Annotated in this window: 18 protein-coding genes; 12 read left to right on the forward strand and 6 right to left on the reverse strand. The window is 40.5% G+C overall.

What is annotated here, in order from left to right; all coding sequences use genetic code 11:
• Window positions 1–29: 29 nt before the first annotated feature.
• From AC25Y6_RS07960 to AC25Y6_RS07980, 5 genes are all read right to left on the reverse strand, one after another.
• Complete coding sequence (locus AC25Y6_RS07960; protein WP_488142625.1) at window positions 30–992, reverse strand: DMT family transporter; 963 nt, start codon at window positions 990–992, stop codon at window positions 30–32.
• Between the two features lie 17 nt (window positions 993–1,009).
• The gene (pepT, locus tag AC25Y6_RS07965; protein ID WP_488142626.1) at window positions 1,010–2,236 is read right to left on the reverse strand and encodes a peptidase T; all 1,227 of its coding nucleotides are present in this window, start codon (window positions 2,234–2,236) and stop codon (window positions 1,010–1,012) included.
• Window positions 2,237–2,271: 35 nt separating this feature from the next.
• A complete protein-coding gene (locus AC25Y6_RS07970) occupies window positions 2,272–2,934 on the reverse strand; it encodes a lysoplasmalogenase (RefSeq protein WP_488142627.1) in 663 nt (220 codons plus the stop codon).
• Between the two features lie 264 nt (window positions 2,935–3,198).
• Complete coding sequence (locus AC25Y6_RS07975; protein WP_482101311.1) at window positions 3,199–3,420, reverse strand: DUF2187 family protein; 222 nt, start codon at window positions 3,418–3,420, stop codon at window positions 3,199–3,201.
• A 686-nt stretch (window positions 3,421–4,106) separates the two neighbouring features.
• A complete protein-coding gene (locus tag AC25Y6_RS07980) occupies window positions 4,107–5,516 on the reverse strand; it encodes an amino acid permease (RefSeq protein WP_488142628.1) in 1,410 nt (469 codons plus the stop codon).
• A gap of 435 nt (window positions 5,517–5,951) precedes the next feature.
• Here AC25Y6_RS07980 and AC25Y6_RS07985 point away from each other — a divergent pair, with 435 nt between their 5' ends.
• Genes AC25Y6_RS07985 through AC25Y6_RS08030 form a run of 10 tightly spaced genes read left to right on the forward strand, consistent with a single transcriptional unit; the run spans window position 5,952 to window position 16,924 of the window.
• Window positions 5,952–7,175: a M20 family metallopeptidase gene (locus AC25Y6_RS07985; protein ID WP_488142629.1), complete on the forward strand. Its 1,224-nt coding sequence runs from the start codon at window positions 5,952–5,954 to the stop codon at window positions 7,173–7,175.
• 6 nt (window positions 7,176–7,181) lie between these two features.
• Window positions 7,182–8,294, forward strand: coding sequence for a tartrate dehydrogenase (locus AC25Y6_RS07990; protein ID WP_482101308.1), 1,113 nt, complete (start codon window positions 7,182–7,184; stop codon window positions 8,292–8,294).
• Window positions 8,278–9,024, forward strand: coding sequence for an SDR family NAD(P)-dependent oxidoreductase (locus AC25Y6_RS07995; RefSeq protein ID WP_482101307.1), 747 nt, complete (start codon window positions 8,278–8,280; stop codon window positions 9,022–9,024). Before AC25Y6_RS07990 ends, AC25Y6_RS07995 begins: the two co-directional genes overlap by 17 nt.
• Before the next feature lie 23 nt (window positions 9,025–9,047).
• Window positions 9,048–10,493, forward strand: coding sequence for an aldehyde dehydrogenase family protein (locus tag AC25Y6_RS08000; protein WP_488142630.1), 1,446 nt, complete (start codon window positions 9,048–9,050; stop codon window positions 10,491–10,493).
• A 20-nt stretch (window positions 10,494–10,513) separates the two neighbouring features.
• Window positions 10,514–11,530, forward strand: a complete 1,017-nt coding sequence (locus AC25Y6_RS08005) for an ABC transporter ATP-binding protein (RefSeq protein WP_488142631.1) — start codon at window positions 10,514–10,516, stop codon at window positions 11,528–11,530.
• Between the two features lie 13 nt (window positions 11,531–11,543).
• Window positions 11,544–12,536 carry an ABC transporter ATP-binding protein gene (locus tag AC25Y6_RS08010; protein WP_482101304.1) on the forward strand — a complete coding sequence of 331 codons (993 nt, stop codon included), beginning with the start codon at window positions 11,544–11,546 and terminating at the stop codon, window positions 12,534–12,536.
• A gap of 27 nt (window positions 12,537–12,563) precedes the next feature.
• Window positions 12,564–13,535, forward strand: a complete 972-nt coding sequence (locus tag AC25Y6_RS08015) for a P1 family peptidase (RefSeq protein ID WP_488142632.1) — start codon at window positions 12,564–12,566, stop codon at window positions 13,533–13,535.
• A 55-nt stretch (window positions 13,536–13,590) separates the two neighbouring features.
• The gene (locus AC25Y6_RS08020; RefSeq protein WP_488142633.1) at window positions 13,591–15,132 is read left to right on the forward strand and encodes an ABC transporter substrate-binding protein; all 1,542 of its coding nucleotides are present in this window, start codon (window positions 13,591–13,593) and stop codon (window positions 15,130–15,132) included.
• Between the two features lie 15 nt (window positions 15,133–15,147).
• Window positions 15,148–16,089, forward strand: coding sequence for an ABC transporter permease (locus AC25Y6_RS08025; RefSeq protein WP_482101301.1), 942 nt, complete (start codon window positions 15,148–15,150; stop codon window positions 16,087–16,089).
• Between the two features lie 10 nt (window positions 16,090–16,099).
• Window positions 16,100–16,924, forward strand: a complete 825-nt coding sequence (locus tag AC25Y6_RS08030) for an ABC transporter permease (protein ID WP_488142634.1) — start codon at window positions 16,100–16,102, stop codon at window positions 16,922–16,924.
• A gap of 218 nt (window positions 16,925–17,142) precedes the next feature.
• Here the strand turns inward: AC25Y6_RS08030 and AC25Y6_RS08035 are convergent, their stop codons facing one another.
• Window positions 17,143–18,801, reverse strand: coding sequence for a PucR family transcriptional regulator (locus AC25Y6_RS08035; RefSeq protein WP_482101299.1), 1,659 nt, complete (start codon window positions 18,799–18,801; stop codon window positions 17,143–17,145).
• 150 nt (window positions 18,802–18,951) lie between these two features.
• Here AC25Y6_RS08035 and AC25Y6_RS08040 point away from each other — a divergent pair, with 150 nt between their 5' ends.
• A complete protein-coding gene (locus tag AC25Y6_RS08040) occupies window positions 18,952–20,415 on the forward strand; it encodes a CoA-acylating methylmalonate-semialdehyde dehydrogenase (RefSeq protein ID WP_482101298.1) in 1,464 nt (487 codons plus the stop codon).
• Between the two features lie 83 nt (window positions 20,416–20,498).
• Window positions 20,499–21,860, forward strand: coding sequence for an aminotransferase (locus tag AC25Y6_RS08045; protein ID WP_488142635.1), 1,362 nt, complete (start codon window positions 20,499–20,501; stop codon window positions 21,858–21,860).
• Window positions 21,861–21,919 lie beyond the last annotated feature (59 nt).

The following is a 21,919-nucleotide window of genomic DNA, read 5'->3' on the forward strand; positions in this document are numbered from 1 at the left end:
ATATGCACCTCGAAGAAATTGCCCACACCTTAATTGGTGATGGGCAATTTCTTTTTTGCTAGTGCTGTTTGGAAACTATGTAATGCCATTCCTACAATAATAACAGCGATTCCAATGAGAGAAAGTGTGCCGGGGAGTGCGATACCGAGTATCAGCATTTCGCCAAGCATGACAAAAATGAGTTGGGTGGACTGTGTTGCTTCCACGGCAGCGAGTTTACCCTGATCACCTCGTACACGGTCGGTAGCCATGAAAAATAACGTAGTAGCGATAACGCCCGAGCTGACACCGACTATAAAAGACTGACCAAGTTGGCTCAAGGAAGGAGGCCCAACAGTCCATAATGCATAGATGGAAAAAATAATCCAAACGGGAATCGTCATAAGTGTCATACCGAGCACGCGCTGAAAAGTGTCAAGCCTGCCCCCTAAAAGCGCCATCATTTTCCGGTTGCCAAGTGGGTAAGCAAATGCTGCAATGATGACGGGAATGATACCAAGAAAAAGCGTACGTAACTCGACATTCTGCGCATGCGGTATTTGAATCAGTACGACTCCTGCAAAAATGACAAGTGTAATTCCTAGTGATAGTAGTGGGATTCTTTGTCTAATTTTCATTTCGCCGTTTTTCGTTTTCACAATCAATGTGAACAACGGGGCTAACAAGACGCCAGCCACAATTGTCAATTGCCATGTGCCAGCAAGAAGCCATCCTGGACTGTAAGCAGCCGCGTAGGTAAGGGGGGCGTAGAACAGAACGAAAGCCGTTACACTCCAGATGAAGAATGGGGCAGGTTTTCGGATAAATTCCTTCTTCACATCTCCAAGCCCTTTTCGGTAAGCCACGATAGCTATTAAAAACGGAACCATAAAGAAATACCGCAGGGAAGCACTCCAAAGCCAACTTCCGCCCTCTAATTCCATCGATCTGTTCAAAATGAAAGTCACTGCGAAAAAAACAGAAGAAAGGACACCAATCCACATTTCTTTCAAAGGTCATCCCCCTCTAATTATGCACGATCTTCAAATAGTTTTACTGCCTCTATAATAACTTGAGTTGCTTTTTCCATGTTATCGACTGAAATATATTCGTATTTCCCATGATAGTTTTCTCCGCCGGTGAAAATATTGGGTGTCGGCATACCCATATAGGACAATTGAGACCCGTCTGTCCCGCCGCGTACGGGTACGATATTTGGAGTTATGCTGAGATTCTTGAATGCATCAGACATAATATCGACAATCTCCATGACGGGTTCAATTTTTTCGCCCATATTGAAGTATTGATCTTCAATTTCGAGTGAAATCACATCTTCTCCATATTCCTTCTTTAGCTTGTCAGCTTTTTCAATCATTAACCCTTTTCTCGCTTCGAATGTTTCACGGTCGAAATAGCGAACAATATACGAAAGCGTTGTTTCTTCCGTAGATCCGTTGAATTGCATTAGGTGGATAAATCCTTTGTAGCCATCCGTCTTTTCTGGGATTTCATCCACAGGCATTGCTGCTTGGAATTGATTGGCCAGTAAAATGGAATTGACCATTTTATCTTTCGCAGAACCTGGATGAACACTAACTCCGCGGAAAGTAACTCTAGCACTTGCTGCATTAAAGCTTTCGTATTGTAGCTCCCCAAGCGGTCCACCATCCATTGTATATGCATACTTCGCACCAAACTTGTTGACATCGAATTTATGCGGACCGCGTCCGATTTCTTCGTCGGGCGTGAAGGCAATACGCAATTTCCCGTGCTTTAAGTCAGGGTTTTCCTTGAAATACTCCATCGCAGTAACAATTTCGGCAATACCAGCTTTATTGTCCGCGCCGAGAAGTGTTGTTCCGTCTGTAGTAATAAGTGTGTGGCCAACATAGTTTTTTAGTTCAGGGAAATTGTCTACGGCCATTATGGTACTGTCATTCAGTTGTATATCGTCGCCGTCGTAGTTATCTATACGTTTTGGGTTAACATTCTTCCCTGTATAATCGGTTGCAGTATCAACATGCGCAAGGAAACCAATAACTGGTACATCACGTTCCGTATTGGCGGGTAGTGTTGCAAATAAATAACCGTGATCGTCAAGCGTAATGTCTTCTAGCCCGATGTCTGCAAGTTCTTTTTGCAATTCATGCAGAAGGTCCCATTGGCCAGGTGTTGAAGGTGTGGAAGTACTGGCTGCATCAGATTGTGTATCAATTTTTGCATAGCGTACAAGACGTTCAAATAATTTTTCTTTCATATTAAAATAAACCTCCTAATAAACTTCTGATTCATCTATCCTAACAGATTGCTACGGTTTACAGAATACTTTACAATCCGACTACCGATACTGGCGGCTATAAGGGTTTGTGCCGCGTAATACGTCATCATAACGAATGCATCTCGATAAGGGATTTCAAAAACAAACCGATCAATTGCAAGAACTGAATCTGAGAACATGAATAGCAAAGCACCAATAATCGCAAGTTTTAATCTTGTGCGGATGGCCATCCATCCCATCGTTATAATAATACCAATATAAGCAATAATAGCGATACCAAGAACTGTCTGTCCGTTAGAAAACTGTGAACCAGCTATCCATACGGCCATGCCGCTACCATATAGAAGGAGCGGAACTGCTGCCCAGAATGGCATTGACTTGTATGCAACATGTCGGAATGCAAAAATATAAAAAATATGTCCTATGAAAAATGTGATAAGGCCGGGTAAAAACCAATAGATGACACCATCGGCAATCATACAGACGATAAGCCCAGCGATAATGATCTGTTTATATTTACGGGAAAATAGTGGTCTTGCCGTTACTGCAAACAGAATAATGAGTACCATTGGAATGAGTTTCATGAGAATTTTTAGACCGATAGGGTTAGTGGGGATAAAGAAAATATAAATGATTCCCAATACAACAATTGCGGTAAGTAAAAGAATTCGAAGCATCAGGATAACCCCCTTTTCTATTACTTTTCGGGAGGTGACCAGTAAAATCCTTCTTTAATTGTCTAGTTGAAGTGGGCAAATAATCATGTGCTTAATACACGGAACAGATTTATTGCGAATTGTAATTTATAGAGAGAGTTGCTCTTCCAAGTTTGCATAGAAAAAAGGCATCATTGTTCAAGCAGATGCCTTTTTAGTCTTTATAGAAATAAAACAATCAATGGGTGATTAGGTAAATCCCCATTGATTGTTAGGTATGCTTTATTAAACGATTGAGTAATTCTTATGTGAAACAACAGTTAAGTTTGAAGCAGCACCAATAAGTTCGGCGTCCTTCGATGTAATTTCAACGATAACGGAGTTCTCAAGTATTTTAAAAATAGTACCATTCACTTCGTGTTCATTACGGACAAACGAAATTTCTTCATCGATTCTGCGCGCTGCGACAAAATCCGATACTTCTTTTTCCCTACGTGGAAAAGCCATTCGAATTCCCCCTATTATCCATTCTCATCTTGCCATCTATTTAATGAGTGCTTTTGGGAAACCCAAAGCAAAAAGTAAAAGTAGATGAAGATGGAAAACAACTAACCGTAAACTATATTTCATGTGTTGTCTACTAATAGTATACCATATTTTAACGAAATTTGCATTAAAGTAGATTTGATGTTCAAAAAGAGGAGTATATTTGAGCAATTTCAGCGTTTTTCTTAATGAAATATTGTTTAGATACCTTCTTATATAAAAGCATGTCCAATAGTGCTGTAGTTTATGATTACCAAGTAACGAACTTTCATACATTTTAGGGATAGAATACATTTCGTTATAGGAAAATTAGACATGCAGCCTATAGTGCGTCTTTCTTCAATGAAGATAGTATCAAATAGCAATCACATTATAATCTCATTCCATACATCTCAAAAATACAACTCCAGCGCAAGTGCGACAAGGGATAGCAGAAGCCCTGAGACTAGATGCGAAGCCCGCCAATCCAGGCTCATGGAGAAAGGCATCTCCATAGCGCCAGGCGGTCTACAATCCAGACTCCGAATTACAACCCACTTAATAATCAACACCCTCGGCGTAGGTGTGGCAAAGGCTCAGGGATTTTAGAAATAGACAAAAAACATCCAGTATTGCTTTTATTAAAAGCGATACTGGATGTTTTTTTGTTAGCGAAGCGTTCTTGAAGAGGCTTGTACAATACCTTTCTTCAAATCTCCTATACCATTTTTCTTTCTGACAAAAATGAAGTAAGAAGCAACGGTCAAACCAGCTATGAGTAACGTAAGTACAGCTTGTACTCGCAATGATTCAATGATAAGCATTGCGATAAATATTCCCACGATAACGACGATGGTTGCGTACGTTAAGTAAGGGAACAGCCACATTCTAATTTGAAGTGCCTCTGGGTTTTCCTTTTCCAGTCGTCTTCGCATCTGTAAATGTGAGAATGCGATGACCAGGTAGACCAGAAGTGCCACAGCCCCGGACGAGTTTATAAGAAATAAAAATAACTTGTCGGGCGAGATATAGCTAAAGATGACCGCGATATATGAAAAGATTGTACTGAATAAGATGGCCCGGATAGGGACGCCACTTTTACTTAATTTTAAAAAGGCTTTTGGTGCATCGCCTTTCTGTGCCATCCCGAACAACATCCGGGAATTCGCATATAGCGCTGAATTTAAGCAAGATAGAACGGCGGTTAAGACAACAAAGTTCATAATCTGTGCCGCGGCAGGAATACCTACATAATCGAGAACAGCGACAAACGGACTGACAAGTAAGTTTGCGGAATTCCAAGGCAGTAATGTGACTACAATCGCTATAGAACCGATGTAGAAGACGAGAATCCTCCAAATAACGCTATTTGTCGCAATCCGAACTGCTTTTGCAGGGTGGTCAGACTCGCCGGCTGCAATCGTAACAATTTCGGTACCCATGAATGAAAAGATGACTACTGTAATTCCTATTAAGACAGAACCAAATCCGGTTGGCATGAATCCGCCTGCACCTAAAAGATTCATTGTACCGGGAGCCTCAACGCCGGGATACCATCCGAAAATAACACAAAGACCGAGGACGAGGAACAAGCCGATACTTACGACTTTAATAAGGGAAAACCAATATTCAAATTCTCCAAAGGATTTTACTGAAAAAAGATTTGTCAGTGTTAGCAAGATAGTTAAAATTAATGCCATTAACCAAAGTGGAAAATCAGGAATCCAGTATTGCATTATAGCAGCACCGGCAATTGCTTCAATTGCTATAACGACTACCCAGAAAAACCAATATAACCAACCAATTGTAAAGCCTGCCCACGGCCCGATTGATTCGGATGCATAGGTGGAAAAGGATCCGCTTGTGGGATGGGCGGCTGCCATCTCACCGAGCATTCGCATGACTAAGACGACAATTGTTCCTGCAAATGCGTAGGATAGAATCGCGCCCGGTCCTGAAGCGTTAATAACCGCACCACTTCCGATAAACAGTCCAGCTCCGATGACACCTGCAATTGAAATCATACTGATGTGCCGGATTTTTAAATCTGGATTTAACTTACCTTGTTGATGAGACATCTACATTCCCCCTTGTAAAATTGATTATTTTCTCGTTTAAATTACCGTAATCTGTCTTGAATGATTTTGTCAATCATGTTCATCTGGAATGAGTGGTAGGCCTCCTTTGGTGTGTAAGCGGTTTCAAATACCTGTGACTGAATATTTGTGCAGTTTAATATACCAATCATACAACAAAATCTCTGAATTATAGTAGACGACTTGTAAATCAATAGGGAAAGTATTCATACAATGTGTTAAAAAAAACACTGCCATTTTCCAGTTGGGCAATCTGTCCAAACTTTACCAAGAAGTGCTCACACTCTGTCTAGTTAAATGAAAGCGGCTACTATTTAGAATTGATATAGAATATTCAAAAGAGTTAATTTAAAGAGTGGAGTAATATTGGTAAAATCTCATTTAAAGAAAAAATGCTAGGTTGGAAAGGGAGATTAGATGAAGATAAAGGCTGAAAATAAGACTTATATTCGAGATCGGGAGGCTGTAATTAATTTAACTTCGGATCTAGTACGCATTCCAAGCGTTTATAGGGAAAATACTCCGGATGGAAATGAAACAAGAGTAGCGATGCACGTTGCCGCGTATTTAAGGGAACTTGGGATTGAAACACATGTGGAAGAGGTTGTGCCAGGAAGACCGAACGTCATCGGTATTGTCGACTCAGGAAAACCTGGTAAGACTCTTCTATTTGAAGGTCACACTGATGTCGTGACTGAGGGAGATAGGGATGCTTGGACTTATGATCCTTTTAGTGCACATATCGAGGGTGGACGGATGTACGGTCGCGGTACAAATGATACTAAGGGGAATTTGGCGTGCATGATTACTGCTGTCCATTCACTCCTTCAGGATAAAGAGGAGTTCAAAGGGAAAATGATTTTATGTATTCCTGTGGATGAGGAAGGCATGATGAGCGGCATAAAGCACTTCATTAAACAAGGCTGGGCAGATGGTGTAGATGGAGCAATCATTTGCGAACCGGAAGAGAATAACGTTTGTATTGCACAACGTGGAGCTATGCGGATAAGGGTAGATATTTTTGGGAAGATGGCGCACGGTGCAATTTCTTGGAGTGGTATTAACCCGAATTGGCGCATGGCAAGACTCATAGTAGAACTGGAGAAATTGGAGAAAGAAGAGCAAGCAAGATTGGGTGAGGATCCCTATTTAAAATGGCCTTCAATTACTCCGACGATTTTACAAGCTCCCGTGAAAGGAGATGCACAGATTAACGTCATTCCGGACCACTGCATGATGACGCTTGATATTCGAACAGTTCCAGCTCAAGACCACGATGAATTATTAGGAAGAATTAATGCGATTATTGACAAACTAAAAGAGTCTGATCCAGATTTTAAATCGGAATTAACGATTCTCGATAACCGACCTTCTACAATAACCGCTGCTGATGACCCTGTTGTACAGGCAATATACGATGCGGTTGAATCGGTGACAGGGGAGAAGCCGATTTATAACGGAGTTCCTGGAGCAACGGACGGGACATTTCTTCATATGCACGGCATACCTATAGTAACAATTGGTGCAGGGGACCGAGATATCCCACACCAAATCAACGAATATATCGACATCGAAGAACTAGCTGTGACAACTGCAATATTTAGAGATGCGGCTCTCCGATTTTTAAATGCAAAGGAGTGATAGAATATGACGGAATTTAAGATCGCAGTTATACCGGGGGACGGAATCGGCATTGAGGTAATGGGAGAAGCAGTAAAAGTATTGAGGGTGTTGGAAGAATATGAAACGAATTTTGTGTTGAATATTGAGGAATTTCCATGGAATTCGGATTATTATGTAGCGAATGGACGAATGATGCCTGAAGACGGACTGGAAACGCTAAAGAACTTCGATGCTATTTTGTTTGGAGCTATTGGTGATTCACGTGTTCCGGATGACGTTACGGTCTGGGAATTAATTATGCCAATTCGAAAGAAATTCCAACAATATGTAAATTTCAGGCCGGTTAAATCGTTGCCTGGAGTTAAATCACCTCTATTGAACGGCGAGGATATCGATTTTGTCATCTTCCGCGAAAATGCTGAAGGAGAATACTCGGATAGTGGCGGTCGCATGTTTGATTCGCAGGATTCCGAACTGGCCATTCAGAATACAATTATGACCCGCGGTGGAATTGAAAGAATAACAAAAGCAGCTAGTGAATATGCGGTAAAGAACGGCAAAAGGAAGTTAACGAGTGCAACAAAATCGAATGCTGTTACCCATGCAATGAAGCTGTGGGATGAGCATGTAAAGCGAGTTGTGGAAGAAGAGTATCCTGAGTTGGAACTAGAATCTTACTACATTGATGCGCTCGTTGCATATTTTGTCCAAAGGCCACAATCCTTTGAAGTTGTTGTTGCATCCAACCTGTTTGGAGATATTCTATCGGATCTTGGTTCTGGAATTGTAGGGGGTCTAGGACTTTCACCTTCAGCTAATATTAACCCCGAAAAGGAATACCCTTCAATGTTTGAAGCAGTTCACGGGTCTGCACCTGATATTGCTGGAAAAGGAATCGCAAATCCAATTGCTCAAATATGGTCTGCAGCTTTAATGCTAGATCACTTGGGCAAAGCAGACCTATCTAAAATAATCATCAATGCAATCGAAGATGTACTTTTGGAAGGGAAAATAAAGACAGCCGACATTGGTGGAAATGCAACGACTGAACAAATGGGTAAAGCTATTGTTGAGAAAATACAAGAACGGTATGTCATTGAGAAAATGGGGAGTTTAAATCATGAAATTAACAGATAAAGTCGTTGTAGTAACTGGTGCAGGCGGAGGAATGGGAAAAGCAATCGTTTCACAATTGCTGGAACGAGGCGCTTTCGTTATTGGAATTGATTTGTCAGTAGATTCATTAAAAGATATTCAGCAACCAAACTTTGTAGCCAAAGAGGCTGATGTTTTAGATGAACAAAAAGTCTCGGAAATCTTTGAGGAGATTAATAAAGAACAAGGTAAAATAGATGGTCTAGTCAATGCATTGGGTATTGCGCAATCTCAAACTCCTATCGAGGAAGTATCGTTAGAGCAATGGCATCGGCTTATGGATATTAACGCAACCAGTTTGTTTATCACCTGTAAGCAAGCCGTTAAATATATGAAGCCGAAAAACAGGGGCTCAATTGTTACCATTGCATCGATTTCAGCCGTTAGACCACGGCCAGGTCTCCAATCGTACATTGCTTCAAAGGGAGCGGCGGAGAGTTTTTCCAGGGCAATGGCGATCGAATTGGCCCCTCATTCAATCAGGGTTAATACAATTCATCCGGGTCCTGCGGATACAAACATGCTAGGGCAATTTGCTGGGGAAAACGCGGATGTATCTGCCGTGAAAAATGATCTATTTAAGCAAAGCGTTCCTTTAGGTGAATTAATTCAACCAGAAGATATAGCGAATGCTGTCATCTATCTATTATCAGATAATGCGAAAATGGTAACTGGCGCTACATTAAACGTTGATGGCGGAAGAGGTTTGTAATAACGAGAGGCAGTGAATAGCTAATGAAACGAATTCAAATGTTAATAGATGGAGAATGGATTGGTGACGATAGCCATGAGTGGTTACCGGTTTTCAATCCATCAAACGGAAAGAAAATAGCGGAAATCGTAAAAGGTAGTAAAATTCACGTAAATCAAGCTGTTGTTGCAGCACAAATAGCGTTTGAAAGTGACGAGTGGAGAAGGGTAAAAGCTTATGAACGTGGACAACTTCTTGTGAGCTTTGCAAATTATATTAGAGAAAATGCAGAACAATGGAGCGAGTGGGAATGTGAAGATGTTGGTAAACCAATGTCACAAGCGCGTTCAGATGTTGAAGCTGCCGCTAGGTATTTTGAGTTTTATGGCGGTGCAGCAGACAAAGTGATGGGGGAAACAATCCCGATTGAAGAAGGGATTTTAAATGCAACAGTTCTTGAACCTCTTGGTGTAACCGCTCACATAATCCCTTGGAATTATCCGCTTCAAATTATTTCTAGAAGTGTAGCGGCTGCTATTGCAACTGGAAATGCAGTAATCGTTAAAAGTGCAGAAGATACTCCAATGACAGCCCATGCGATTGCAGAGTGGTTTTCTGCAAGTGAATTACCAAAAGGGATTTTCCAACATATAACAGGCTTAGGTGTAGATGTCGGAGGACCATTATCTGCGCATCCTGACATTGCTCATGTGACATTTACTGGATCTGTGAATACAGGAGTTGCAGTTATGAAAGCGGCAGCAAATAATGTTGTATCCGTGACTCTTGAACTTGGCGGTAAGTCACCTAATATTGTATTTGCTGATGCATCTGAAGAGAAAGCATTGGAGGGGGTCGTTAAAGCGATTATCCAAAATGCGGGTCAAACATGTTCGGCAGGCTCGAGGCTCTTGATAGAAGAATCATACAAAGAAGAGTTTTTGAACAAGTTAATAACTAAGTTTAATACATTAACAGTTGGTCCTGGGAGTGAAGATAAAGATATTGGGCCGATTCTAAACAAAAAGCAATATGACCAAATCATGAGTCGAATTGAAGAGGCTAAGAATTTAGGCAGCATTATTGCGGGAGGAAAAGCGGTGTCAGTTGAAGGTTCAGAAGGTGGTTATTACATTGAGCCTACAATTATAGATGGGCTTTCCCACTCCAGTTCATTAGCTCAAGAAGAAATATTTGGACCAATATTAAGTGTGTTTACTTTTAAAGATGCGGAGGATGCTATCCAATTGGCTAATGGGACTGATTATGGTCTCGTTACGGGGATTTGGACACAAAATATCGACGTTGCTCACTATGTAGCTTCAAGGGTGAAGTCGGGTCAAGTATTCATTAACAACTATGGAGCAGCTGGTGGAATCCAAATGCCTTTCGGTGGCTATAAAAAAAGCGGAATTGGAAGAGAAAAAGGTTTCGTGGCATTAAGAAATTATACACAAATCAAGAATATAGCCATTAAATTTGGTATTTAATAGTGAGAAGAGGTGAATTTATGCAAAGCCTACAAATTAACAGTGAACCTTCTCCGCTAGATGTTAACGACTGTCTTTTAGAGGTTAAAGGATTGAAAACTTATTTTCATATGGGGAAAGGGAAAATTGCTAAAGCAGTTGATGATGTCAGTTTTTCGATTAATAAAGGTGAAACAGTTGCATTAGTAGGTGAGTCTGGCAGTGGAAAGAGCATAACCTCATTATCAATTATGAGACTAATCCCAAGTCCTCCAGGTGAAATTGTAGAGGGTTCGATTAAACTTGAAGGAAAAGAATTGTTAACCTTATCAGAAGGAGAAATGTGCAACGTCCGTGGGAAAGACATTGGAATGATTTTTCAAGAACCGATGACATCTTTGGACCCAGTGTTTACGATAGGAAGTCAGATTGTAGAATCGATGATGGAGCATCAAAAACTAAAGAAAAAAGATGCTTATAAAAAGGCAGTAGATTTATTGAAAATTGTTGGTTTTTCTAGGGCTGAAAAAATTATTAAAGAATATCCACACCAATTATCTGGTGGGATGCGACAAAGGGTAATGATTGCTATCGCGATGTCTTGCAATCCTAAGCTATTAATCGCCGATGAACCGACTACAGCACTAGATGTAACGGTTCAGGCTCAAATTCTAAATTTGATGGTGGATATGAAGGAAAAGTTCGACTCCTCTATTTTGCTAATTACACATGATTTAGGCGTTGTCGCCGAAGTGGCAGATCGTGTACTTGTTATGTATGGGGGTCAAATTGTTGAAGAAGCCTCTGCCAAGGATCTCTTCTTGAGAACGAAGCATCCATATACGACTGCATTATTAAAAACCATTCCGAATGTAGACGTAGAGTTGGAACGATTGGATTCGATACCCGGTTCTGTACCCCCAGCCCATCTATTTCCGAAAGGTTGCAGATTTGCATCGCGATGTGAACATGCAATGGATATATGTCTTGAAAAGAATCCTAATCTTATAGAGGTTAATCCTCAGCATAAAGTAAGATGTCATCTTTTTGGGGATTAAGGAGGAAATTAGTGTGGATGAAAGAGAAAAGATACTTGAAATAAAAAACCTAAAAAAATATTTCACGATCAAAGGTGCTGCATTTAAAGGCAAAAGCAGTCAAGTCAAAGCTGTGGATGATATAAGTTTTGATTTGTATAGGGGAGAAACGCTTGGAATTGTAGGAGAGTCGGGCTCTGGTAAATCTACATTAGGGAGAACAATTCTGCGCTTACTAGAACCTACTGAAGGGGAAATTATTTTTGAAGGAACGAATCTTGAGAAATTAGGCCTTCGAAAATTAGACGATTATAGAAAGAATATGCAAATGATTTTCCAAGATCCATATTCTTCATTGAACCCAAGAATGCGCGTGGGGAAACTTATAAGTGAGCCTTTAGCTGTACGGAAAATACTAAATAAATCAGACCAATCCAAAAAAGTACTTGATTTGATTGGGAAAGTTGGTTTACCAAAAGAGTCTCTAACAAAATTCCCGCATGAATTTTCAGGTGGACAAAGACAGCGTATAGGAATTGCAAGAGCGCTTTCATTGAATCCGCAACTTATAATTGCAGACGAACCTGTTTCAGCCCTTGATGTTTCGGTTCAATCACAGGTTTTGAACTTAATGATGGATTTACAAGATGAATTCAAGTTGACCTATTTATTTATTTCCCATGATTTAAGTGTTGTGAAACATATAAGTGATCGTGTAGGTGTGATGTATTTAGGGAAATTGGTTGAAATTGGCCCCAAAAAAGACATTTATAATAATCCATTACACCCTTACACGCAGGCTTTATTATCTGCAATTCCTGTTGCTGACTTTGGTAGTAAACGAGAAATCATTCAATTGAAGGGTGAGCCACCAAGTCCTTCAGATCCACCGCCGGGATGTGCATTTCATACACGATGTTCCCATGCTTTTGATCGATGTAAAATTGAACGCCCTGAACTAATCCGGCAAAAAGATGGGCAATCCGTGGCTTGCCATCTTTATTCGGAACAGCCAATATCTATTTGAAAAACTAATGAATGAGGATTGGTGTATATGACTTTTGGCAATATTACCGACGTGCCGGGTATAAAGGTTGGGAATGTTGAAAATCTAGAAGCGCTAACAGGTTGTACGATTATCCTTACAGAAGAAGGGGCGGTTTGTGGTGTAGATGTTCGCGGATCTGCTCCTGGCACACGTGAAACAGAATTACTGGATCCTATTAATTCAGTAACTGAAGTTCATGCAATCAGTTTGGCTGGGGGAAGTGCATTTGGTTTGGACTCGGCTTCGGGAGTCATGCAATATCTCGAAGAAAAAGGGATAGGGCTTGACGTTGGGGTAGCTAGAGTTCCAATTGTGCCAGGTGTAGTTCTGTTTGATCTTCCGGTTGGAGATCCCAAAATTCGTCCTGATAAAAAAATGGGGTATGAGGCGGCTAAGAAAGCAGCAAAAGGGTCATTTCCATTTGGGAATATAGGTGCAGGATGTGGGGCAACAGTTGGAAAGATAACTGGATTTGAAAATTGTATGAAAGGGGGCTTGGGTAGCGCTTCTCTTACATTGGACAATGGTCTTGTGATCGGTGCGATTGTTGCGGTAAATGCTGTTGGAGATATAAGGGAACCGTCAAATAGAGAAATCATCGCCGGTCCAATTGACCCGGAAACAGGTGAACTTATTGATAGTCTCCTATATTTACAGGAAAACATAAAAAGCACAATACTTCCTGGTACAAATACAACAATCGGGGTTGTAGCAGTAAATGCTAAGCTGACAAAAGCTGAAGCGAAAAAAGTAGCGCAAATTGCACAAAATGGTTTGGCAAGAACTATATATCCAGTCCATACGATGTTAGACGGGGATACAGTTTTTGCCCTTGCAACTGGTGGTGGATCATATCCAGTGGATTTAATCGGGAGCTTAGCGGCACAAGTCATGGAAGAAGCGATTATAGTAGCCATAAAATCTGCGGACGCAGTTTCTGGAATACCGAGTTTTAGAAGCATCCAAAGAGAAGGTTAAACGAGAATGACGACATGAATAGTTAGCGTAAACCATTATAAGGGGGATTTTTGCAATGAAAAAAAGAAAATATTGGTCATCACTTGTCTCGATGCTACTAGTCTCCATTCTGTTGCTAAGTGCTTGCACTAGTGAAAATGGAGAGAAGGATAAAGAGACGGATAAAGAAGAGACTAAAGAAATTAGAGTAAGAATTAATGATGATCCTGACTTTTTGGATCCACATTCAGCCACAGCATCTATTTCGTTTCAAATGATTTTAAATATGTTTGAAGGATTATTTTCTCCAGAAACAGACGGCACACTTAAGCCAGCGATAGCTGAAGACTATAAACTCTCAGATGACGGCTTAACTTATACGTTTAATATAAAAGACAATGTGAAGTTTCATAATGGTGATCCGGTCACAGTTAAGGATATAAAGTATACATTTGATCGTTTAATGGGCACTAACAATAACGAACCACTATCTTCTAATTTTGTGAAAGTTGAATCTATCGAAATACCGGATGAAAGGACTGTGGTAATGAAACTCACAGAGCCTAATTCGAATTTTTTATACTCTCTGACAGCATTGCAATCTGCAATTATCCCCGAAGCGAACGACGGAAAACATAATGATCATCCAATCGGAACTGGCCCATTTAAATATGTTAGCTATAGTCCAGGTACTGATCTTGTTTTAGAGAAAAATACTGAATACTGGAAAGAAGGTATCCCTTATTTAGATAAAGTTACTTTCGTATTCCAATCGGATGATCAAGGGGCATTTATGGCCTTGCAGGGGAATGAACTCGATTTAACAAGCATTCCTGCACATCGTATATCTGAAGTAGAAAACGATTTTAATTTAAATCACCAAGATAATAACTCATCATTGGTAATTGCCTTTAACAATGAAAGGGAGCCATTTAACGATACAAAAGTTCGTCAAGCGATTAATTATGCAATAAATAAACAAGATATTATTGATTCGGTGTATTCAGGTTTCGCCACTCCATTGGGTTCAAATATGAGTCCTGCAATGGGGGATTACTATTTGGATGGATTACAGGATGTATATGATAGAGACATTGAAAAAGCGAAGGAGTTATTAACAGAAGCAGGTTATCCAGATGGTTTTAAAACAAAGATGTCTGTCTCATCCCATAACACAATGTACTCCGATATTGCTCAAGTTACTGTTGAGAATTTAAAGGAAATTGGCATAGATGTTGAAATAGAAGTGATTGAATGGGGAATTTGGTTGGACCGCATATATCGTGGAAGGGATTATGAGATGACAGCAATCGATTTAACGGGTAGACCGTCGGCTTATGAGGTACTCAACGATTATGTGTCTACTAACGATAGTGAGAACTTCTTTAAATTTAAAAATGCTGAATTTGATAAAGTAATGACGGATGTATTAAACGAGCCTGAACTGGACGGTCAAATTAAACTTTATCATCGTGCTCAGGAGATATTAACTGAAGAGGCCGCAGCTGTTTATATTGCTGATTACCAGATAATATGGGCATTAAATAAAGACTTAGAGGGTCAAAAGGCGTATCCTTTCTGGTTCCATGACATGTCGGAAGTGAGATCTGCAAAATAGAAAGGAACAGAAAATATGGCTTATATCATACGTAGAGTTATATTATTCATTGTTACTGTGGCACTAGTATCCGTTATTACCTTCGCCGTTTTTCAAGTCATGCCAGGAGACCCTATCCGTATTATGTTAGGCCCAGACGCTGACGAGGCGCAAATAGCGACTTTAAAAGCGCAACTTGGTTTAGATCAACCACTTCACACCCAATATTTTGAGTGGATTAAAGGGCTAATGACAGGAGATTTAGGGCAATCAATCCGTTTTTCAAAACCAGTCTCAGAATTGATTCTGGATCGATTACCAGTTACCATCTCCTTGGCTATTATGACGCTAACTATCGTAGTGGTTGTTGCTATCCCTCTGGGTATTTTTGTAGCGAAAAGACAAAACAAATTAAGTGATGTTGTTTTCTCTACAGTTACCCAATTAGGGATGGCAATCCCTTCCTTTTGGTTAGGGATGTTATTGATTTTATATCTTGGAATGAATTTTAAGTTTTTTTCTGTTAGTGGATATGTGCCTTGGACACAAAGTGTAACAGGTGCATTAGGAGCATTATTGTTACCAGCACTGACAATTGCGATTCCTCAAATAGCAGTTAAATTTCGCTATGTAAGGAATGCTATTTTGGAACAATTACGATTAGATTACGTGCGTACGCTTCGGAGTAAAGGAATCAAAGAAAAGAAGGTTCTTTACAAGCATGTGTTAAGAAATTCGATGATCCCGATACTGACAATATTTGGCCTAATAACTGCAGAAGTTATCGCGGGAACAATTATTGTCGAACAAGTTTTTGGTTTGCCTGGCATAGGTAAATTATTAATAACATCTATTAGTTATCGTGATTTTCCACTAGTACAAGGCATAGTCATGTACATCACACTTGCAGTTGTTTTTATCAACTTCTTGGTGGATATATTATATTCGATTCTTGATCCACGAATACGATTGACATAAGGAGGTCAACATGAAATCACTAATGGGTCACGGGAAAAATATAAATTTAATCATGGGCCTCCTCATATTATTAACTTTTTTACTGTTAATGCTTCTAAGTTTTATATATACACCGCATGATGTGAATGAGATGAGTGTCGCGAACAAACTGCAAAGTCCAAACGGTGTGCATTGGTTTGGGACAGATGAATTTGGAAGAGATATCTTTAGCAGAATTATGAAGGGGACCCAAACAGCTTTCTTTGTAGGTACAGTAACTGTGTGCATAGGGATGATTTTTGGCACTCTTATTGGTGGAATTGCGGGTTATGTAGGCGGATGGGTTGATGAGGTTTTTATGCGAATTATGGATGCATTAATGGCTTTTCCAGGGATTATATTAGCCTTGATGCTAGTAGCTGTTTTTGGTCCGGGAATGCTAAATACCTCGATTGCTCTCGGTATAATAGCGATCCCCACTATAGCAAGAATCGCACGAAGTGGATTTATTCAACATAAGGAGTTTGAGTACGTTCTATCGGCAAAATTGGTAGGTGTGAAGCCGTTTAACATTATGTTTAAGCATATACTTCCGAACGTTTCGTCCCCTCTTATTGTTGCGGCATCTATAAGTTTTGCAATTGCAATGTTGGCAGAAGCAAGCTTAAGTTATTTAGGGCTGGGTGTTCAGCCGCCAGATCCTAGTTGGGGACGCATGTTAAGGGATTCTCAATCGTATTTAGCAAGCGCACCGTGGTATACATATGCGCCGGGTGTTGCAATCACGTTAATGGTTTTAGGGTTTTATATGTTAAGTAATGCAATTAGAGATATTATGGATCCGCGTTCAGATTGACTCAATCAGGCACACGCAATGTGCGAAATATTTAAACGAGCTTGTGGTTATATATTTTGTGAATCGTGTTGCGAATGCTACATTGAATACCCCCATCTAGCTGCATAAATTGTTATGCCAGTTATTGATGGGGGAATTATTTATGAAAGAAGCGCTATTAGACCATCTCGCTTAGTATTGTTAAAATATGTCTGAATATTTATAAGTAATTATTATCGTCATGTAATAATTGTGACAACATCATTTTTGTGTGTAGTCCCTATTACCAATTCATAAGCCTTAACGGCGGTTTCGATAGCGAGGCGATTCGCTGGTTCCATGAAATCTTTTCCAAGAAGTGTTTCCAATCGATCAAGTCGGTGGTACAGAGTTTGTCTGACGATGAACAGTCGATCTGAAGTTTCTTTTTTTGATCCACTACATTCAAGATAGACGCGTAGTGTCTCGAAGAGATTGCTATTCAACTTCTGATCGAATTCGAGCACAGCCCCCAAGTATTCATTAATGTATGTTTCAAGGTGGCCGCTCTTTTTTAATAAAAGCAGTAGTCTGTAAATCCCTAAGCTTTCATAGAAATTACTTGTAGTTATTTCAGATTCATGTAGCTTCAGCACCTTATGAGCTTCTTTGAAACCTTTCTTTATATCTGAAATAGCGGTGTAGACCGTGCTTACGCCGAAAGTACATTTTTCCCCATCTATAAAGTTGTTTTCTTTCATTTTGAGGATGTCGTGTGTGATTTGTGAGAATCTATCTGTTTCCTTTTTTAAATGATCGGCTGCGATGAATGAAGCAATGACTGTAATCTCATTTCTTCTAACTGAAACTGCAGGGAAAAAACCATGTCTTTTGAAAAGGGAACGAATCACTATAGATCTTTGAAGTTTTATTTCATCCAAGTCCTCTTCGCTGAGGTTAATTACTGGCGAGTCTATTTGAATAATAAAAACTCTGAAATGCATATTGCGGCTAGGGGGAGGAAAATAAGCTTGAAGATCGTCTTGTTCATACTCCCGGCCGTTTATTAGGTTTTGAACGAGTTTATCTTCTGAGTTTTGTTTACGTTCTTCGATTGTCCTAGTCCGCAATAATATTTGTGCTATAGCAAGGCTAGCGCGGTCTAAAATAAGATAGAAAAATTCCTCTGATAGTGGAGGGTGTTTTATTTGTATGTACAAATTCCCCCAAACTTGGCCAAGGACTCGAACGGGCATTAGTGCGAATGTATCATCACCGAGCGTAAAGGTTCTTTGTTCCGTGTTATCCATTGAGGAACTTTTAACATATGAACGGAGTGATTTATCTAAGCTTTTAATTTCTGATGGATAATAATATGGTTTCGCATCATCGTTAATAAAAAATACGTTCTCTTGAAAATGTTCATGTAGTTCACGAAGGATTTTTAGAATACCGTTGTGTGTAAGTGATAATGAAATGAATTTTCTCGACAGATGATCGAGTTGGGAAAGCATCTCGTGATGTTGATTAATGATGAAAGTATGAAGGTCTTGGGTAATGTCGACAAACTTTACAATTTCCTTGAATAATATGATTGGGAAATTATTTTCATTGGCTAACATGACTAATTCAGGAGGAATCTCTTGTAAATGAGGTCCGATTTCTATACAGATCCCTGCGACATCTTTTTCTATTAGTTTTTTCACATATTTTAGTTGGGAAGGGAGATCAAGTTGTAAACCTACACCCGTTGTAAGAATAAGTTCGCCTCCATTTATTAGCGAATCAAATTCTCCTGTTTCTAAAATATGCGACCACTTCACCCGTCTATCTAGTCCTTCAATACCAGCGATTAGTTTCGCGGACTTGAAAGAATTACGAGCAAGGACGTCTTTCACTGTAAAGATTAAATCACTCATATTTATAAATCCCTCCCAAATGTTAAAATACTAAACTAACGATTTTACATTATGTAAAGTGTTAAGTATCTAAATAGTCTGTAAAGTATAGTATGAAGCCTAAATAAATCAGAGTCAACTAGCAAGACCAATAGAATAGGAGGAATAAAAATGACAATCACAGCAGTAGAGAAGAAAACGCTTACAAATTTCATCAATGGACAATGGGTAAAATCAACGACAGATAAATATGAAGAGGTACCGAATCCGGCGACGGGAGAAATCCTTGCGGAAGTTCCCATATCTACGCTTGAAGATTTAAACCTAGCAGTAGAGGCAGCGAAAACAGCATTTGCAAAATGGAAGAAGGTTGCTGTGCCACAACGTTCAAGAATCTTATTTAAATATCAGCAATTGCTAATAGAGAACTGGGACGCACTTGCAAGAATTATTACGATTGAAAACGGAAAAAACTATGCTGAAGCTTATGGTGAAGTGCTGCGCGGTATTGAGTGTGTCGAGTTTGCGGCAGGTGCGCCTACATTAATGATGGGTTATCAGCTTCCTGATATTGCAACGAACGTTGAATCGGGCATGTACCGCTATCCGATTGGGGTCATTGGAGGGATTACACCATTCAACTTTCCGATGATGGTGCCGTGCTGGATGTTCCCACTAGCCATTGCGAGCGGGAATACGTTTATCCTTAAGCCATCTGAGCGGACTCCACTCCTGGCAAACCGTCTTGGGGAATTGCTGCATGAAGCAGGTCTGCCGGATGGTGTATTCAATATCGTACACGGCGCACATGACGTCGTGAACGGTATTCTAAATCACCCAGATATTCCGGCAGTATCGTTTGTAGGTTCACAGCCAGTTGCTGAATACGTCTACAAAACGGGAACGTCGAATGGCAAACGTGTTCAAGCATTAGCGGGCGCGAAAAACCATACAATCGTCATGCCGGATGCGGATATGGATGCGACGGTAACCAATATTATTAATGCCGCGTTTGGATCCGCAGGGGAGAGATGCATGGCTTGTGCTGTGGTTGTTGCAGTCGGCGATGTTGCGGATGAATTAGTCGGAAGATTAGTAGATGAATCTAATAAAATGACAATTGGTAATGGCTTGGAAGAAGGGATATTCCTTGGGCCGGTCATTAGGGATTCACATAAAAACAAGACACTTGATTACATCGAGTCAGGCGTTGAAGAGGGCGCGAAACTGTTACGTGATGGCCGCGATGATAAGTCCACTTCTGAAGGCGGTTACTTCGTCGGGCCGACGATTTTCGACAATGTGACAACAGAAATGAAAATTTGGAAAGAAGAGATTTTTGCTCCTGTATTGTCAGTTGTTCGAGTGGATACATTAGAGGAAGCGATCGAGCTTGCAAATAAGTCGGATTTTGCAAACGGAGCTTGTTTGTTCACTGACAGCGCAAAAGCGATTCGCCAGTTCAGAGAAGAAATCGATGCGGGGATGCTTGGCATTAACCTTGGCGTTCCAGCTCCAATGGCATTCTTCCCGTTCTCTGGTTACAAGAAGTCGTTTTACGGTGATCTTCACGCGAATGGCCGCGATGGAATCGAATTTTACACACGGAAGAAAATGTTGACAGCACGCCACTAATCGTAGCGGGGTCGTTCAAAATAGGGGATAAATGCTGAGGTTCTGCTGATGTAGGCTTCAGCTATAAAAAGGGAGTGGGGCAATTGACAACAGCTAAAGAAACGACAAAGTCATTAGTTCAAAAAGACCGTGAAAATGTGTGGCATCACATTTCCGCTTATAATGAAAAAAATCCGCCGATGATCGTAGAAAGTGGAGAAGGAGCATGGATCACAGATCATAACGGTGATCGTTATCTAGATGGAATGTCCGGGCTTTGGGCCGTGAATGTTGGGTATGGGCGTGAGGAACTTGCACAAGCCGCATATGAACAGCTGAAAAAACTGGCGTATGTACCGATGACGCAAAGTCACGAACCGGCAATTTTGCTAGCTGAAAAGTTAAGTGAAATGCTTGGCGGCGATTATAAGATTTTTTATTCCAATAGTGGTTCTGATGCGAACGAAGTAGCTTTTAAACTTGCGCGTCAATATCACCAACAGAATGGAGAACCGTCCCGTTTCAAATTCATCTCCCGTTACCGGGCCTACCATGGAAGTTCGATGGGCGCAATGGCAGCAACAGGGCAGGCATTACGGAAATACAAGTATGAACCGCTTGCGCCAGGATTCTTACATGTAGCGCCGCCAGATAATTATCGCAGACCAGCGGGGCAATCAATCGAAGAATATAATATTCAACGTGCCCAAGAGTTTGAAGAGAAAATTATATGGGAGCAGAAAGAGACGATTGCCGGGATTATTATGGAGCCACTTATTACGGGCGGCGGCATCTTAATTCCACACCCAATCTATCTTGAAAAAGTTCAAGAAATCTGTAACCGTCACGGAGTCTTGCTAATTGTTGATGAAGTGATTTGCGGATTCGGTCGGACTGGGAAAGCGTTTGGCCATCAGCACTTTAATTTGAAGCCAGATATTATTACGATGGCGAAAGGACTAACGAGTGCTTACCTGCCACTATCTGTAACTGCAATCAGAAAAGATATCTACGAAAAGTTTGATACAGGCGAAGAAAACAGTCATTTCCGTCATGTGAATACATTTGGTGGAAATCCTGCTGCTTGTGCAGTCGCATTAAAGAACCTAGAAATCATGGAAAGAGAAAATCTTTTTGATCGATCCGCTGAACTTGGTGAGCGACTGCTAAAAGAGCTAGCTAGCTTGAAAGACCATCCATTCGTTGGCGATATTCGTGGCCTCGGCTTCCTTCTTGGAATTGAGCTTGTTGAAGACAAAGAAACGAAAGAGCCTGCATCCAATGCCCGTGTCGCGAAAATTATCGGGGATTGCAAGGCAAATGGGCTTATCATTGGTAGAAATGGCGATACCGTCGCAGGCTTTAATAATATCCTGGCGCTGAGCCCGCCGTTGTCTTGTACCGATGAAGATTTTGATTTCATTATCGCAGTTATGAAAAAGGTATTTAAGGAAAACGAAGTTTGATATAGGTATATAAGTAGGACATTTGAATATAGCGTAGGCGAGCTTTACTCCGATATTAC

The organism is Sporosarcina sp. Y1004, assembly GCF_057669665.1.